A 15,199-nucleotide genomic window follows, 5' to 3' on the forward strand; every position below is an offset into this window, starting at 1 on the left:
ACGCGCCGATACGGAAAGCACGAGGCCGCAGCCGGTGGAGACAGAGGGCGGGATCACCGTGCGGCGGGCGCTGGAGCTGCCGGGGCTCCGCGCCGGACTGCCGGAGGTGCTCACCTGCGCGGACCGGCTGGACCGGACGGTGCGCTGGGTGCACGCCGGGGAGGCGCCGAACATCCCCGCGCTCCTCAAGGGCGGGGAGCTGCTGCTCTCCACGGGGCTCGGCCTGGGCTCCCGGCCCGGCGACCAGCGTGCCTATGTCCGCAAACTGGCCGACCGCGGCATCGCCGCGCTGGTCGTGGAGCTCGGGGCGCGTTTCGAGCGGTTGCCGACGGCGATCGTGGAGGCGGCGAGGACGGCGGGGCTGCCGCTCGTGCAGCTGCACCGTGAGGTGCCGTTCGTGGCGGTGACCGAGGAGATCCACACCGAGATCGTCAACGGCCACTACGCCCTGCTCCAGCGGGCCGAGGAGGTCCACCGGCGGTGCACCCGGGCGGTGCTCGGGGGCGGCGGGGTGCCGCAGGTCCTGGGGATCCTGGCGGATTTCGCCGCGAACCCGGTCTTCCTGGAGACCCCGGACGGCCGGCTGCTGTTCGCCGCGGGGGCCGGGCCGGTGGGCGCCGATCCGCTGCAGGTCTGGGAGGGGCTGCGCGGGGCCCGAGCGGCCCGTGAGGCGCCACCGGCCGGCGCGCTGCTGGTGGAGGTGCCGGGAGGCGGCCTCGGGGCCGGTTCCGTACGGGCCCGGCTGGTGCTGCTCGCGGTGTCGGGCCCGCTGGTGACGGTGCACCGGATGGCGGCCGAGCGGGCGGCGGGCATCCTGGCGGTCGTGCTGATGCAGGCCCGTCAGGAGGACGAGGTGGCGGCGCGGGGACGCGGCGACTTCCTCACGGATCTCGCCGAGGGCCGGATCGCCCCCGAGGACGCTCCCGCGCAGGCCGGTGTGCTGGGCTTCCGGCCCGGCGGGGATCCGCTGCTGCCGGTGGTGATGAGGCTGGCGCCCGAGTCGGCGCCGTCGGGCAGCTGGGCGCTGCTGGCCCGGGCCGTGACGGAGGAGCTCGCGACGGTGGGCGCGCCGGTGCTGGTGGGGGTGCGCCCGGTGGAGGGCAGGGTCCCGCTGCTGCTGGCACTGCGCCCGGGGACCACCCGTGCGGCGCTCGGCGACCGGGTGGCGGCCGCGCTGCGGGCCGGAGCGGAGCGGGCCGGCCTGGAGCGGGCCGGTGACCGCACGCCGGTCGTCGTGGTGGTCGGGGCCGCGGGCGGCTGGGCGGCGGCGGGCGCGGGGCTGCGGCACGCGGCGGAGGCGGCGACGGCCGCGCAGGGGCTCGGGGAGCGCCCCTGGTACGACGCGCGCAGCCTGGACATCGATCTGCTGCTGTGGCGGCTGCGGGACCATCCGGATCTGGCGTCCTTCGTGGACCGCGCGATCGGCCCGCTGCGCGAACACGACCGGACCTCGCGTCCCGCCCTGCTGCCCACCCTGGAGGCCTACCTCGCCCACGCGGGCCGCAAGGCGGAGGCCGCGCGCGAACTGCATCTGAACCGGCAGACGCTCTACAACCGGCTGGCCCGCATCGGCGATCTGCTCGGCACGGACCTGGACGACCCGCAGGCGGTGCTCGCCCTGAGCCTGGCTCTGCGCGCCCGCCGCCACACGCTTTAGACCGTCACCTGTTGCGCCAACTCGTCGTAGACGGAGAGCACATGGGCGACGGTGTCGTCCTCGGTCGGCCAGCCGGCGGCCTGTGCGCGCCCCGAGTCGGCGAGCCGCTCCCGTCGTCCGGGGTCGCCGAGGAGCCGTACGACGGCTCCGGCCAGCGCGTCGGCGTCCCCGTAGGGCACGAGCTCGGCTGCCTCGCCGACGAGTTCGGGCAGTCCGTCGGCCCGGGCCGCGACCAGCGGGACGCCGAGCCGCAGGGCCTCCTGGGCGAGCAGCTGCCCGCCCTCCCCGCGGCCGGACAGTACGGCGATGTCGGCGGCGGCGAGGAGCTCACCGATGTCGTCCGCGCCGCCGGTGAGGACGACGGGCAGCCTCTCCGCGGCGATCCGCCGCCGGAGGGCGCCGGCCCGGTGCCCCTCCCCCGCGACGGCCAGCAGCGGCACGGGGTCCAGCGCACGCCATCCGCGCGCGGCGTCCAGCAGTGTCCCGTGGTCGTGCTGTGCCACCGATACCAGCAACGGCCTTCCGACCGCGCCCAGTTCGGCGCGCGCCTTGCCCTCGTCGGGGGCGTACGCGAAGCGGCTCGCGGGGACCGCGGCCGGTGCGAGCCGGGCGTCCCTGGCACCCCGGCGGCGGGCCCGGTCGACCAGCTCCCACGAGGTGCCCAGGACGACGGCGGCCGCACGGGCGGCCCTGCGCTCCAGCAGCCGCAGCAGCCTGCCGCGGGCCCCGTCGGCGTGGGTGCGCGTGTGCCAGGTCACGACCAGGGGGACGCCCCGGCCACTGAGGGCGATCCGGGCGCGTACGGCGGCGTGCAGTCCGTGGGCGTGGACGATGTCCGCTCCGGTGCAGGCGGTGCGGAGGGCGGCGACGGCCGCGGGGTCGCTGCGCCGGGGCACCGCGACGAAGCGGGCGCCCGTCGTGGGGAGGCCGTGGGCGCGGCCGGCACCGGCCGGGGCGCAGACGGTGACCTGCACGCCTCTGGCGACCAGACCTGCGGAGAGCGAGCTGACATGAGCGCTGCTTCCGGCACCGCCGCCCAGGACTTGGACCGTACGCAGCTGTGACACGTTGATTGGCTCCCGGGGATCCCGAGTCGGTGGAAAGTACAGCGCCAAGGATGCCAGTCCGTACGAACGTTCCGGGACTGACGAAACGTTGTTCCCGTCGTCGCGTCGACGGCCGGGCGGCCCGCCTCACCCGTACGAGTGAGGCGGGCGGCGCGGGATTGACGGGGGCGGGTCGTCAACCGTCCGCTCGCGCGGTCTCCAGCAGCTCCTCGGCGTGTGCCCGGGCGGTCTCGGAGTCCTCCTGGCCGGCGAGCATCCGGGAGAGCTCCCGGACCCGGTCCTCACCTTCGAGGACCGTGACGCCGCTCCTGGTCACCGATCCGTCCACGGTCTTCTCGACCAGCAGCTGCCGGTCGGCGAAGGCGGCCACCTGCGGCAGGTGGGTGACCACGACGACCTGCGCGGACCTGGCGAGCTTCGCCAGCCGCCGGCCGACCTCGACGGCCGCCTTGCCGCCGACGCCCGCGTCGACCTCGTCGAAGAGGTACGTCGGCACGGGGTCGGAGCCCGCGAAGACCACCTCGACGGCCAGCATGACCCGGGACAGCTCACCGCCGGAGGCGCCCTTGGCGATCGGCCGGGGCTGGGCGCCGGGGTGCGGCGCCAGCAGGAGTTCCACCTCGTCGGCGCCGGAGGGCCCGTAGAGCACGCTGCGGCCGCCGATGTCGATGCCGGACCCCTCGTCGGGCGCCTCGGTCTGCCTGACGGCGAAGGAGACCCTGGCGTGCGGCATGGCGAGCGAGGCCAGCTCCTCGGTGACGGCCTCGGCGAAGCGCGCCGCCGCCTCGGTCCGCGCGTCGGTCAGCTCCTGGCCGAGGGCGGAGAGCTCGGCGCGCAGCGCGTCGCGCTCCGCCGTGAGCTCACCGATGCGGTCGTCGTCGCCCTCGAGTTCGGTCAGCCGGGAGGCGCCGTCCTCGGCCCAGGCGAGTACGGAGGTGATGTCCTGGCCGTACTTGCGGGTGAGCGCGGTGAGCGCGGCGCGCCGTTCCTCCACGGCGGCGAGCCGCAGCGGGTCGGCGTCGAGCTGGTCGGCGTATCCGGCGAGCTCACCGGCCACGTCGGCGAGCAGGATCGAGATCTCGCCGATCCGGTCGGCGAGCGCCGCCAGCGCCGGGTCGTGGGCCCGTACGGCGTCCAGGGACTGTCCGGCGGCCGCCACCACCGTGGTGGCGTCCACGCCTTCCGGGTCCTCCGGGTTCCCCGCGAGCGCCGCGTGGGCGAGAGCCGCGGCGGAGGCGAGCGCCTCGGCGTGACCGAGCCTCTCGGCCTCCGCGGCGAGTTCGGTGTCCTCGCCGGGCAGCGGCTCCACGGCGGCGACCTCGTCGAGGCCGAAGCGCAGCAGATCCGCCTCCTGGGCGCGCTCCCTGGCCCGGGTGGTCAGCTCGTCGAGCTCGGTGGCGACCGCGCGGAGCCGACGGTAGGCCGCCGCGTACTTGGCGTGCGGGCCCTCGACGCCGCCCCCGGCGTAGCGGTCCAGTGCCTGGCGCTGCCGTGCGGGCTTGAGCAGTCCCTGCTGGTCGGTCTGGCCGTGCACGGCGACGAGTTCGTCGGCGAGCTCCGCGAGCAGCCCCACGGGCACGGATCTGCCCCCGAGATGGGCACGGGAGCGCCCTTCCGCCGAAACGGTACGGCTGATGATCAGCGCACCGTCCTCGATCTCGCCCCCGGCCTCCTCGGCGCGTACCGCGGCCGCGTCGCCCCGGGACACCGTGATCCGCCCCTCGACGACCGCGGCCTTGGCACCGACCCGCACGAGGGCGGGGTCGGCGCGCCCGCCGAGCAGCAGCCCGAGGCTGGTGACGACCATGGTCTTGCCCGCGCCGGTCTCGCCCGTCACCGCGGTGAAACCGGGTGACAGCTCCACCACCGCGTCGTCGATGACTCCGAGCGACCGTATCCGCATCTCCTCCAACACGGACATGACCTTACGAGGTCCGGGGCCCGGTGTGCGACGGGCCCCGGTGGAGGATTCACTCACGCGGGTGTGAGCAGCGGCCCGGGGATTCAGTGCGGAGCGCCCCGCCAGCCCTGTACGGGCAGCGCGAACTTGGCCACCAGACGGTCGGTGAACGACGCCTGGTGGAGCCGCGCGAGCCGTACGGGCACCGCGCCACGCCGCACCTCCACCCTGGCCCCCGCGGGCAGCTCGACGGTCCGCCGGCCGTCGCACCACAGCACCCCGTGCGGGGTGTGCGGCTGGACCTCCACGGCCAGTACCGAGTCGGGCGAGGTGACCAGGGGCTTGGCGAACAGCGCGTGGGCGCTGATCGGCACCATGAGCAGCGCCTCGACCTCCGGCCAGACGACGGGGCCGCCCGCCGAGAAGGCGTACGCGGTCGAGCCGGTCGGGGTGGCGCAGACGATCCCGTCACATCCGAAGCCGGTCACCGGACGGCCGTCGATCTCCAGGACCACTTCGAGCATCCGCTCGGGCGAGACCTTCTGGACGGCGGCCTCGTTGAGCGCCCAGTCGGTGTGCACGACATCGCCGTTGCTGTGCACGATGACGTCGAGCGTCATCCGCTCCTCGACCTGGTAGGCCCGGGTGACGACGCGCTCGACGACCTGGTCCAGGTCGTCACGCTCGGCCTCGGCGAGGAAGCCGACCCGCCCGAGGTTGACCCCGAGCATCGGCACACCGGAGGCGCGGGAGATCTCGGCTCCGCGCAGCAGCGTCCCGTCCCCGCCGAGCACGATCAGGAGTTCGCAGCCGTCCACGGCATCGGTCGTCGCGTCCGTGACCGTGACCACGGACGAGGGCAGCGGCAGGTCCTGCGCCTCCGCCGCCAGCGCCCGGACGCCGAGGCCGTTGCGCAGCAGCCCCTGGACGACGAGTTCGGCGCTGCGGATCGCGGCCGGGCGGCCGGTGTGCGCGAGCAGGAAGACCGTGCGTTCCGCGTTCCCTGGTTGTGCCGCTTGCGTTGTCAACGGGGCCCCTCCGCCACTGCGCGGTCGACGTCCGCGGGATCCAGCTCAGGTGCGCCGGCCCGCAGCCACAGAAAATACTCGACGTTTCCCGACGGGCCGGGCAGCGGGCTCGCCGTGACCCCCAGGACACCGAGGCCGAGCAGTCCGGCCCGTCGCGCCACTTCCCGTACGGCTTCGGCCCGGAGCTCGGGGCTGCGGACCACACCGCCGCTGCCGAGGCGCTCCTTGCCCACCTCGAACTGCGGCTTGACCATCAGCACCAGGTCGGCGCCGGGGGCGGTGCAGCGGGCGAGGGCGGGCAGCACGAGACCGAGCGGGATGAACGAGAGGTCTCCCACCACCAGGTCCACCGGCTCACCGTCGATCTGCTCCACCGTCAACTCGCGTACGTTGGTACGGTCCTTGACGGTGACGCGTTCATCGGACTGCAGGGACCATGCGAGCTGCCCGTAACCGACGTCCACCGCCACGACGTGTGCCGCGCCGGCCCGGAGCAGCACATCGGTGAACCCTCCGGTCGAGGCCCCGGCGTCCAGTGCCCGCCGGCCTTCGACCTTCAGACCCAGGGGCCCGAAGGCGGCGAGGGCACCCGCGAGTTTGTGCCCGCCGCGTGAGACGTACTCGGGGTCGCTGTCGTCCTTGACGACGACGACGGCGGCGCTGGTCTCGACCTGGGTGGCCGGCTTGGTCGCGGTGTTCCCGCCGACGGTCACCCGCCCCGCCGCGATCAGCTGGCTCGCGTGTTCGCGCGAGCGGGCGAGCTTGCGGCGTACCAGCTCGGCGTCGAGGCGGCGACGTGCCACTCCTGCCACTTCTCGTTCAGCTCCTGTTGTCGTGCGCGGGCGTCGGTGCGGGTGCGGGCCGTGCGTCCAGCGCGGTGAGTTCGTCACGCAGCCCACGGTGTACATCCTCGTACACCTCGGTGTGGCCGTCCGCCGCGAGGTGGTCGGCGTCGGCCAGCCGCTCCAGCCGCGCGTCGACACCGGCGTGTCCCGTGGGGGTGCGTGCGACGCCGAGGGGCGCGGGCGGGGCGGGGTCGAAGGTGGGCGCGGGAGGCGCCGCGTCCGCTTCGGCCGGCTCACCCTGCTGCGTCGTGTCCGGCCCCGGCATCCAGTCGCTCATGCGGGAACGCTACCCCGAAGGGCCGGTGTACCGTCGGTGACGATGGCGACCATGGCGGAGTGCCGCAGCGCACTCGACACACTTTCCGACAATCTGGCGGGGGCGGACGGCGACGTCCGCGGCGCCGCCGACCTCGACCGCTCGCTGAGCTGCCACATCAGGGATCTCGATGTGACGTTCACCGGACGGCTGGCGAACGGCCGGATCCGGGTGCTGGACACGCACGACGGCCCGCCCGTGGAGAAGGCCGAGATCCGGCTCGCCATGACCGGGGACGACCTGGTGGCCATGGTCGACGGCGAGCTGAACTTCGCGAAGGCCTGGGCGTCCGGCCGGGTGCGGCTGGAGGCCGGCTTCCGCGACCTGCTGAAGCTCAAGTCGCTGCTGTGACCGGCGGCGGCCTCAGACGGAGGCCGCCGCGCGCTTGCGGCGGGCGGCGGGGACCACGAGCGGCGTCCCCGTCTCCGGATCCTCGATGACCTGGCACCGCATCCCGAAGACCTCCTCCACGAGCTGCGCGGTGACGACGTCACCGGGCGCGCCCTCGGCGATGACCGCACCCTCGCGCATGGCGATGAGGTGGGTGGCGTACCGGGCCGCGTGATTGAGGTCGTGGAGTACGGCGACGAGGGTGCGGCCCTGCGTCTCGTGGAGCTCCGCGCAAAGGTCGAGCACGTCGATCTGGTGCTGGATGTCGAGATACGTCGTCGGCTCGTCCAGCAGCAGGAGCGGGGTCTGCTGGGCCAGGGCCATGGCGATCCAGACCCGCTGGCGCTGGCCGCCGGACAGCTCGTCGACGTAACGGTCGGCGAGCTCGCCGACACCGGTCGACTCCATGGACTCCTTCACGATCCGCTCGTCCTCGGGTGACCACTGGCGCAGCAGCCCCTGGTGGGGGTAGCGGCCGCGTGAGACGAGGTCGGCGACGGTGATGCCGTCCGGGGCTATGGAGGACTGGGGCAGCAGGCCGAGCGTCCTGGCGACCTTCTTCGCGGGCATCCGGTGGATGGACTGCCCGTCCAGCAGGACGTCCCCCGCGTTCGGCTTCAGCATCCGGGAGAGGGCGCGCAGCAGGGTCGACTTGCCGCACGCGTTGGGGCCGACGATGACGGTGAAGGAGTTGTCGGGGATCTCGACCGAGAGGTCCTCCGCGATGACCCGCTGGTCGTAACCGAGGGTCACCGAGTCTGCGGTGAGGCGCTGCATGGTCGTACTCCCGGAGTCGGTGGGACGGGTCTGAGAGGGGTGCGCTCCGCCCGGCTTCATATGCGGCCCGCCCTGCGCTCGGACACGAGGAGCCACAGCAGGTAGCAGCCGCCGAGTACGCCGGTGACGACGCCCACCGGGAGCTGGCGGTCCCCGAAGGCGTTCATGGCGGTCCAGTCGGCGACGAGCAGCAGGGCCGCTCCCGTGGCGGCAGCGGCGGCCAGGTTGGGGCCGGGCGCGCGGGTGAGGCGGCGGGCGACCTGCGGGGCGCTGAGCGAGACGAAGACGATGGGCCCGGCGGCGGCGGTGGCGACGGCGACGAGCAGCACGGCGCAGCCCAGCAGGACGAGCCGGGTGCGTTCCACCCGTACGCCCAGGGAGTGGGCGGCGTCGTCGCCCATCTCGATCATGCGCAGCGCCCGCCCGTGGCCGAGGACCAGGGGGATCAGGACGCAGCAGACCGCGAGGAGCGGCCAGACCTGCGCCCAGTCCCGGCCGTCCAGCGAGCCGGTCATCCAGACGACGGCGCGGGTGGCGTCGACGAGGTTCGCCTTGGTGATCAGGTAGTGGGTCGCGGCGGTGAGCATCGCGGCGGCGCCGATTCCGACCAGGACGAGGCGGTAGCCGTGCACCCCGCGCTTCCAGGCCAGCAGATACACGGCGACGCCCGTCAGCAGGCCGCCGACGACGGCGCCCGCGGCGACTTCGGTGGGCCCGCCGTGGAAGAGCACGATCACGATGAGGGCGCCGACCGCGGAGCCCTGGCCGAAGCCGAGGACGTCCGGGCTGCCGAGCGGGTTGCGGGAGACGCTCTGGAAGACGGCGCCGCCGGCCCCGAGCGCGGCGCCGACGAGCAGTCCGACGAGGACCCTGGGCAGCCGCAGTTCGGTGACGATGAACTCCTGCTGGAAGGTTCCGTCGCCGAGCAGGGTGGTGACGACCTGACCGGGCGACATGGAGTAGTCACCGCTGCCGATCAGCACCACGGCGGCGAAGGCGGCCGCCGCGACGAGCAGCGCGATCACGACGGACGCACGTGCGTCCACACGGAAGGAGAGCCCGCCGGCCGTCCGCACGGCGTGGACGGTCTTCGTGGTGTCCTGAGCGGCCTTCACAGCTGGGCCATCCTCTTGCGGCGTACGAGATGGATGAATACGGGCCCGCCCAGCAGCGCGGTGACGATGCCGACCTGGAGCTCGGCGGGGCGGGCGACGACCCTGCCCACCACGTCGGCGCCGAGGAGCAGCACGGGAGCGAGGACGGCCGCGTAGGGCAGGATCCACCGCATGTCCGGGCCGGTGATGGTGCGGACCAGGTGCGGGATCATCAGCCCGATGAAGACGATCGGCCCGCACGCGGCGGTCGCCGCCCCGCAGAGCAGGGTGACGGCCACCATCGCGAGGACGCGTGTTCGGGTCAGATGCGCGCCGAGCGCCCTGGCCGTGTCGTCGCCCATCTCCAGCGCGTTGAGCGGCCGGGCGATGGCAAGGGCCAGCAGCACGCCGAGGGCGATGAACGGCCACACCTTGCCCACGGTCTCCGGGTTCGCGGAGGCCAGCGACCCCACGGTCCAGAAGCGCAACCGGTCCAGGGCCGCCGAGTCCAGCAGCTGCACGGCGTTGACGTAACCGAAGAGCGCCGCGGTGACCGCCGTGCCGGCGAGCGCCAGCCGTACGGGATTCGCGGACCGGCTGCCGCCGAGCAGGTACACCGCGACGGAGACGACCGCGGCGCCGCCGAACGCGAACCAGACGTATCCGGTGAGCGAGGTGACGCCGAGGAAGGTGATGGCGGAGACGACGGCCGCAGCCGCGCCCGCGTTGACACCCAGCAGACCGGGCTCGGCGAGCGGGTTGCGGGTCAGCGCCTGCATCACGGCCCCGGCCAGCCCCAGGGCGGCCCCGACGATCAGCCCCAGCACGGTGCGCGGCACCCGCACGTCCCGCACGAGGACGTCGCCGTTGGTGCCGGAGTAGTGGAACAGGCCGTGCCACACCTCGGAGACGGGCAGCGCCTTGGCGCCGATCGCGATACTCGCGAGGCACACCAGGGCCAGCACGCCCACGGCGACCAGCAGCCCCACGGCTCGCACCGCGTGGCGCCCGGAGCGCGCGGACTCGTCCCGCGCTGCCGTGGGACCGGCGTTCGTTTCGGAAGGGCTCTCTACCAACACCGGGTTAGGGTAGCCTACCCTCTGGTTCCGGCCACCATGGGAGCCGGGGCATCCGCCGCGCGGGCCGCCCGGCTCCGCTCCGTGGAGCGTGCCGGGCGGGACTCATCCACTGCGCGGACGGCCGGGCCGAGGGTTCGCCGCTACAGTCCGAGCCTGGCCACGGCCTTCTCCGCGTCCAGCCCGCACGAGCCGTTCCCGGCATGCGTCCAGGCCGCTCCGCACAGGGCCCGCAGCCCGTCGATCGCGTCGCCGTCACCTTCCAGGACGAGCGTGTCCCCCCGCACCACGGCCGTCCACCCGCCGCAGCGGAACGCGCCGTCCTCCTCCGACACCTCGGGCTGCCCGGTGAGCAGGCCCCGCAGGTCCCGGTCCACATAGGTCGGGCGGTACTTGGGTTCGGCCGCGATCAGCTGCGCCGCGTCGGTCACCCCGGTGAGGACGAGCAGCGAGTCCACGCCGCCGTTGAACGCGCCCTCGATGTCCGTGTCCAGCCGGTCCCCGACGACCAGCGGCCGCTCGGCACCGGTCCGCAGCACGGTCTCCCGGTGCATCGGCGGCAACGGCTTGCCCGCGACCTGCGGCTCGGCGCCGGTCGCGATCCGTACGACCTCGACGGCCGCGCCGTTGCCGGGAGCGATACCCCGGGCGCCGGGGATCGTCAGGTCCGTGTTCGACGCGAACCACACGGCCCCGCGCGAGATCGCGTACGCCGCCTCGGAGAAGCGGCCCCATGCCAGATCGGGCCCGCCGAACCCCTGCGCCACGGCGACGGGTTCGTCGTCCGCCGACTCCACCGGCACCAGGCCGCGCTCGCGCAGCGCGACCCGGAGCCCCTCGCCCCCGACCACGAGGACCTTGGCCCCGGACGGCAGCTGATCGGCCATCAGCCGGGCCACCGCCTGCGCCGACGTGATCACATCAGCGGCGTCGGCCGGCACACCGAGCTCCGTCAGGTGCTCCGCCACCGCGTCCGGCGTCCGCAGCGCGTTGTTCGTCACGTACGCGAGACGCATGCCGCCCGCGCGCGCACTGCCCAGCGACTCCACGGCGTGGACGATGGCGTGCCCGCCCGCGTAGACCACCCCGTCGAGATCGAGCAGGGCCGTGTCGTACGCCTCACTCAGCGCCACACCGCTTCCGAGCGGCCGGGACCTGTACTGCTGACTCATATGCGTACGCTCCTCTTTCCATGCTTCTCCCCCGATCATCGCGCATGGCGGGAGCGCACATACGATGCACAAATGAACACATCCGGGCCCGCTGCCGGCGAGGGACTGCGGCTGGCCGCCTTCCGTGGACTGCGGTACGTCCCCGAACGGGTCGGCAGCCTCGCGGCGGTGACCTCGCCTCCGTACGACGTCGTCGTCCGGCCCGACGGACTGCACCACCTGGAGTCCGCGGACCCGCACAACATCGTCCGGCTGATCCTCCCGCAGGCCGGTACGGCCGCCGCACGCCACCGGCAGGCCGCCGACACCCTGAAGCGCTGGCTCGCGGAGGGTGTGCTCGCCCCGGACCCGGTGCCCGTGCTCTACGTGTACGAACAGCGGGCCGGCGACGTCCTCCAGCGCGGTGTGATCGGGGCTCTGGCCCTCTCCCCCGCGTCGGAGGGCGTGGTGCTGCCGCACGAGGACGTCATGGCCGATGTGGTGGAGGACCGCGCCGACCTGATGCGCACCGCGGCCGCACACCTCGAACCCCTGCTCCTGAGCTATGCGGGAGACGGCGGGCCGAGCGGCACGACGGCCGTCATCGAGCGGGTGGTGGAGCGCCTACCGCTCCTCACCACGACGACCGAGGACGGTTTCAGCCACCGCCTCTGGGCCGTCTCCGACCCTGCGGAGCGGGCGGAGATCGAGGCCGATCTCTCCCGTCGCCAGGCACTGATCGCCGACGGCCACCACCGCTGGGCCACCTATCTGCGGCTCCAGCGGGAACAGTTCCTCCCCGGCCCCTGGGACTTCGGTCTCGTCCTGCTCGTCGACACCGCCCGCTATCCGCTCCGGGTCCGAGCCATCCACCGGCTGCTGCACCGCCTTCCGGTCGCCCAGGCGCTGCGCGCCCTCGACGGCCTCTTCCGCGTCCAGCGCGTCGACGGACCGCTGCAGCAGGCGCTCGACGCCCTCGCTGCGGCCACGACGGACGGCAACGCCTTCCTGCTCGCGGGCGACGGCCGTTTCCATCTGGTCGACCGGCCGGACGAGGGGCTGCTGGCCCGCACGGTCCGCGCCGACCGGCCGGCGGCCTGGCGCGCCCTGGACGCGACCGTCCTGCACTCCACGCTCCTCGACGACGTGTGGCGGATCCCCGACGCCCCCGAGCACATCGCCTACATCCACGACACGGCGGCGGCGGTCGAGCAGGCGGAACGGCACGACGCCACGGCGGTGCTGATGCACCCCGTGCGCGAGGAGGTGGTGCGGGAGCTGGCCAGACAGGGCGTCACGATGCCCCGTAAGTCGACCTCGTTCGGTCCCAAGCCGGCCACGGGACTCGTCCTGCGCACTCTCGACACGGACTGAGGAACAGGCGGCAAACAGAAGAGGGCGGCACCCGTGACGGGTGCCGCCCTCTTCTGTCAGCTCTTCAGCGCTTACGCCTTCGCGGAGCCTTCCGAGTCGTCGTCGACTTCTTCGATTTCCTCGTCGTCGTCGTCGTAGTACTCCTCCACGCCGTCGTCCTCGTCGTCCAGCTCCTCGACGCCCGGCGCCTCGGTCACGACCACGGCCGGGTGCTCGTCGTCCTCACCCATGGCGTCGACGAACTCCACACCATCGAGCGCGGCGAGCCGGTCCGACGCATCGGTCGCGCCGTCCTTGTCCGCCTCGAGAGCCTTGCCGAACCACTCGCGTGCCTCGTCCTCGCGCCCTGCTTCCAGAAGTGCGTCCGCGTACGCGTACCGCAGGCGCGGGGTCCACGAGTGGACGGCGCTGGAGGCGAGCTCGGGGCCCTGCAGCGTGACGATTGCCGCGTCGATCTGGCCCATGTCCCTGCGGGCTCCGGCGGCGACCAAGCGCATCTCGACCTGGCCGGCCTTGTCCAGCTTGTGGACCTCGGGCCCACCCGCCATGTCCATCGCCCGCTCGGGCCTGCCGAGTCCACGCTCGCAGTCGGCCATGACGGGCCACAGGTCCACGGAGCCGGTCATGCGACGGGACGCCCTGAACTCGGCCAGTGCCTCCGCATACCTCTGCGTCGCGTACGCGGCGAAGCCGGCAGCCTCACGCACCGCTGCGACGCGCGAGGCCAGACGCAGTGCGATACGCGAGTAGGCGTAGGCCTGCTCCGGGTCCTCGTCGAGGAGGCGGGCCACCATCACGAGGTTCCGTGCGACGTCCTCGGCCAGGGTCTTCGGCAGGCTGTACAGCTCCTGCCGGACATCCTTGTCGATCTCGTGGCCGGTGACGTCGTCGGGAATGGGGAGGCGCTTGATGGGCTCACGGTCGCGGTCGTCGCGCCCCTGGTAACCACCACGGTCGTCGCGGCCTCGGTAGCCACCGCGGTCGTTGCCCCGGTCGTTGTCACGGCGCGGACCGCGATCACCGCCGCCTCGGCTGTCGTCGCGGCGGAAGCCGCCGCCGGTGTTGCCTCCTCGGCTGTCGTCACGGCGGAAACCACCGGGGCGGTCGTCGTCGCGACGCGGGCCACGCGGCCGGTCGTCACGGCGCTCGAAACCGCCACCGGCCGGACGTCCGCCACGCTCGTCACGCTGACCACCGCGGTAACCACCACGGTCGTCCTCACGACGCGGAGCCCGGTCGTCACGACGGAAGCTGCTCGGCCGGTCGTCATCACGGCGGGGGCCACGGTCGCGGTCACGGTCGTCACGGCGGAAGCCGCCGCCACCACGGTTGTCGTCGCGGCGGAAGCCGCCACCGCCGGTGTTGCCGCCACGGCTGTCGTCACGGCGGAAACCACCGGGGCGGTCGTCGTCGCGACGCGGGCCACGCGGCCGGTCGTCACGGCGCTCGAAACCGCCACCGGCCGGACGGCCACCACGCTCGTCACGCTGACCACCGCGGTAACCACCACGGTCGTCCTCACGACGCGGAGCCCGGTCGCGGTCACGGTCGTCACGGCGGAAGCCGCCGCCACCACGGTTGTCGTCACGGCGGAAGCCGCCACCGCCGGTGTTGCCGCCACGGCTGTCGTCACGGCGGAAACCACCGGGGCGGTCGTCGTCGCGACGCGGGCCACGCGGCCGGTCGTCACGGCGCTCGAAACCGCCACCGGCCGGACGGCCGCCACGCTCGTCACGCTGACCACCGCGGTAACCACCACGGTCGTCCTCACGACGGGGAGCCCGGTCATCACGACGGAAACCGCCGCCGGCACCGGCACCGGCACCACGGTTGTCATCACGACGAGGACCACGGTCACGGTCGTCGCGACGGAAGCCACCGCCGCCGACGTTGCCACCACGGCTGTCGTCACGGCGGAAACCACCGGGGCGGTCGTCATCACGGCGGGGGCCACGCGGCCGGTCGTCACGGCGCTCGAAACCGCCACCGGCCGGACGGCCACCACGGTCATCACGCTGACCACCGCGGTAACCACCACGGTCGTCCTGACGACGGGGAGCCCGGTCATCACGACGGAAACCGCCGCCGGCACCGGCACCGGCACCGGCACCGGCACCACGGTTGTCATCACGACGAGGACCACGGTCACGGTCGTCACGGCGGAAACCGCCACGGTCGTTGCGGTCGCTGTCACGCCGAGGCGCGCCGGACCGGTCGTCGCGGCCGCCTCGGAAGCCGCCCCTGTCACCGCCGTCCCGGCGACGCGGCTCGCGCTCCGGACGGTCGTCGGAAGAGTTGGTGGACATGGGGGTGACTCCTGTCATCGGGTACCACAGACATTCTCGCGCAGCCGACCATCCGACGCGCTTCGGCAAAACAAAAAGGACCCCTGGTCCCAGCATGAACGCTGGGACCAGGGGTCCTGAAAGATTGTTCGGCGGCGTCCTACTCTCCCACAGGGTCCCCCCTGCAGTACCATCGGCGCTGAAAGGCTTAGCTTCCGGGTTCGGAATGTAACCGGGCG

At 73.5% G+C, this 15,199-nt stretch carries 13 protein-coding genes, 1 rRNA gene and 1 pseudogene; 3 read left to right on the top strand and 12 right to left on the bottom strand.

Features of this window, described 5'->3' with window-relative positions:
- Positions 1-34 precede the first annotated feature (34 nt).
- The gene (locus ACZ32T_RS33905) at positions 35-1,657 is read left to right on the top strand and encodes a PucR family transcriptional regulator (RefSeq protein WP_467371235.1); all 1,623 of its coding nucleotides are present in this window, start codon (positions 35-37) and stop codon (positions 1,655-1,657) included.
- Here ACZ32T_RS33905 and ACZ32T_RS33910 read toward each other — a convergent pair.
- The 5 genes from ACZ32T_RS33910 to ACZ32T_RS33930 all read right to left on the bottom strand — a co-directional run bounded on the left by ACZ32T_RS33910 (position 1,654) and on the right by ACZ32T_RS33930 (position 6,774).
- Positions 1,654-2,724, bottom strand: a complete 1,071-nt coding sequence (locus tag ACZ32T_RS33910) for a glycosyltransferase family 4 protein (RefSeq protein ID WP_467371238.1) — start codon at positions 2,722-2,724, stop codon at positions 1,654-1,656. The genes ACZ32T_RS33905 and ACZ32T_RS33910 overlap by 4 nt on opposite strands.
- 175 nt (positions 2,725-2,899) lie before the next feature.
- Positions 2,900-4,645 carry a DNA repair protein RecN gene (recN, locus tag ACZ32T_RS33915; protein WP_467371240.1) on the bottom strand — a complete coding sequence of 582 codons (1,746 nt, stop codon included), beginning with the start codon at positions 4,643-4,645 and terminating at the stop codon, positions 2,900-2,902.
- Positions 4,646-4,728: 83 nt separating this feature from the next.
- A complete protein-coding gene (locus tag ACZ32T_RS33920; RefSeq protein ID WP_467270718.1) occupies positions 4,729-5,652 on the bottom strand; it encodes an NAD kinase in 924 nt (307 codons plus the stop codon).
- Entirely contained in the window at positions 5,649-6,464 is an 816-nt protein-coding gene (locus ACZ32T_RS33925; protein WP_467371242.1) for a TlyA family RNA methyltransferase, read from the bottom strand. The genes ACZ32T_RS33920 and ACZ32T_RS33925 overlap by 4 nt, the downstream gene beginning before the upstream one ends.
- A gap of 7 nt (positions 6,465-6,471) precedes the next feature.
- Entirely contained in the window at positions 6,472-6,774 is a 303-nt protein-coding gene (locus ACZ32T_RS33930; protein WP_467371244.1) for a hypothetical protein, read from the bottom strand.
- Between the two features lie 42 nt (positions 6,775-6,816).
- Between ACZ32T_RS33930 and ACZ32T_RS33935 the strand changes: the two genes are divergently transcribed.
- Positions 6,817-7,164, top strand: a complete 348-nt coding sequence (locus ACZ32T_RS33935; RefSeq protein ID WP_356716285.1) for an alkyl sulfatase C-terminal domain-containing protein — start codon at positions 6,817-6,819, stop codon at positions 7,162-7,164.
- Between the two features lie 12 nt (positions 7,165-7,176).
- On the opposite strand, the gene ACZ32T_RS33940 is transcribed toward ACZ32T_RS33935, so the two are convergent.
- The 4 genes from ACZ32T_RS33940 to ACZ32T_RS33955 all read right to left on the bottom strand — a co-directional run bounded on the left by ACZ32T_RS33940 (position 7,177) and on the right by ACZ32T_RS33955 (position 11,322).
- A complete protein-coding gene (locus tag ACZ32T_RS33940) occupies positions 7,177-7,980 on the bottom strand; it encodes an ABC transporter ATP-binding protein (RefSeq protein WP_467371246.1) in 804 nt (267 codons plus the stop codon).
- A gap of 56 nt (positions 7,981-8,036) precedes the next feature.
- On the bottom strand, positions 8,037-9,095 hold the full coding sequence (locus ACZ32T_RS33945) for a FecCD family ABC transporter permease (protein ID WP_467371248.1): 1,059 nt from the start codon (positions 9,093-9,095) through the stop codon (positions 8,037-8,039).
- A complete protein-coding gene (locus tag ACZ32T_RS33950; RefSeq protein ID WP_467270709.1) occupies positions 9,092-10,153 on the bottom strand; it encodes a FecCD family ABC transporter permease in 1,062 nt (353 codons plus the stop codon). Before ACZ32T_RS33950 ends, ACZ32T_RS33945 begins: the two co-directional genes overlap by 4 nt.
- Positions 10,154-10,293: 140 nt before the next feature.
- A complete protein-coding gene (locus ACZ32T_RS33955; RefSeq protein WP_467270706.1) occupies positions 10,294-11,322 on the bottom strand; it encodes an HAD hydrolase-like protein in 1,029 nt (342 codons plus the stop codon).
- A gap of 72 nt (positions 11,323-11,394) precedes the next feature.
- Between ACZ32T_RS33955 and ACZ32T_RS33960 the strand changes: the two genes are divergently transcribed.
- Entirely contained in the window at positions 11,395-12,675 is a 1,281-nt protein-coding gene (locus tag ACZ32T_RS33960; RefSeq protein ID WP_467371250.1) for a DUF1015 family protein, read from the top strand.
- 71 nt (positions 12,676-12,746) lie between these two features.
- On the opposite strand, the gene ACZ32T_RS33965 is transcribed toward ACZ32T_RS33960, so the two are convergent.
- The 3 genes and pseudogenes from ACZ32T_RS33965 to rrf all read right to left on the bottom strand — a co-directional run.
- Complete coding sequence (locus ACZ32T_RS33965) at positions 12,747-13,469, bottom strand: tetratricopeptide repeat protein (RefSeq protein ID WP_467270885.1); 723 nt, start codon at positions 13,467-13,469, stop codon at positions 12,747-12,749.
- A 555-nt stretch (positions 13,470-14,024) separates the two neighbouring features.
- Positions 14,025-14,999, bottom strand: a pseudogene (locus tag ACZ32T_RS33970) (hypothetical protein); the annotation flags it as partial.
- Positions 15,000-15,107: 108 nt separating this feature from the next.
- Positions 15,108-15,199, bottom strand: a 5S ribosomal RNA gene (gene rrf, locus ACZ32T_RS33975); the annotation flags it as partial.

The organism is Streptomyces sp. NPDC023573, from assembly GCF_055559735.1.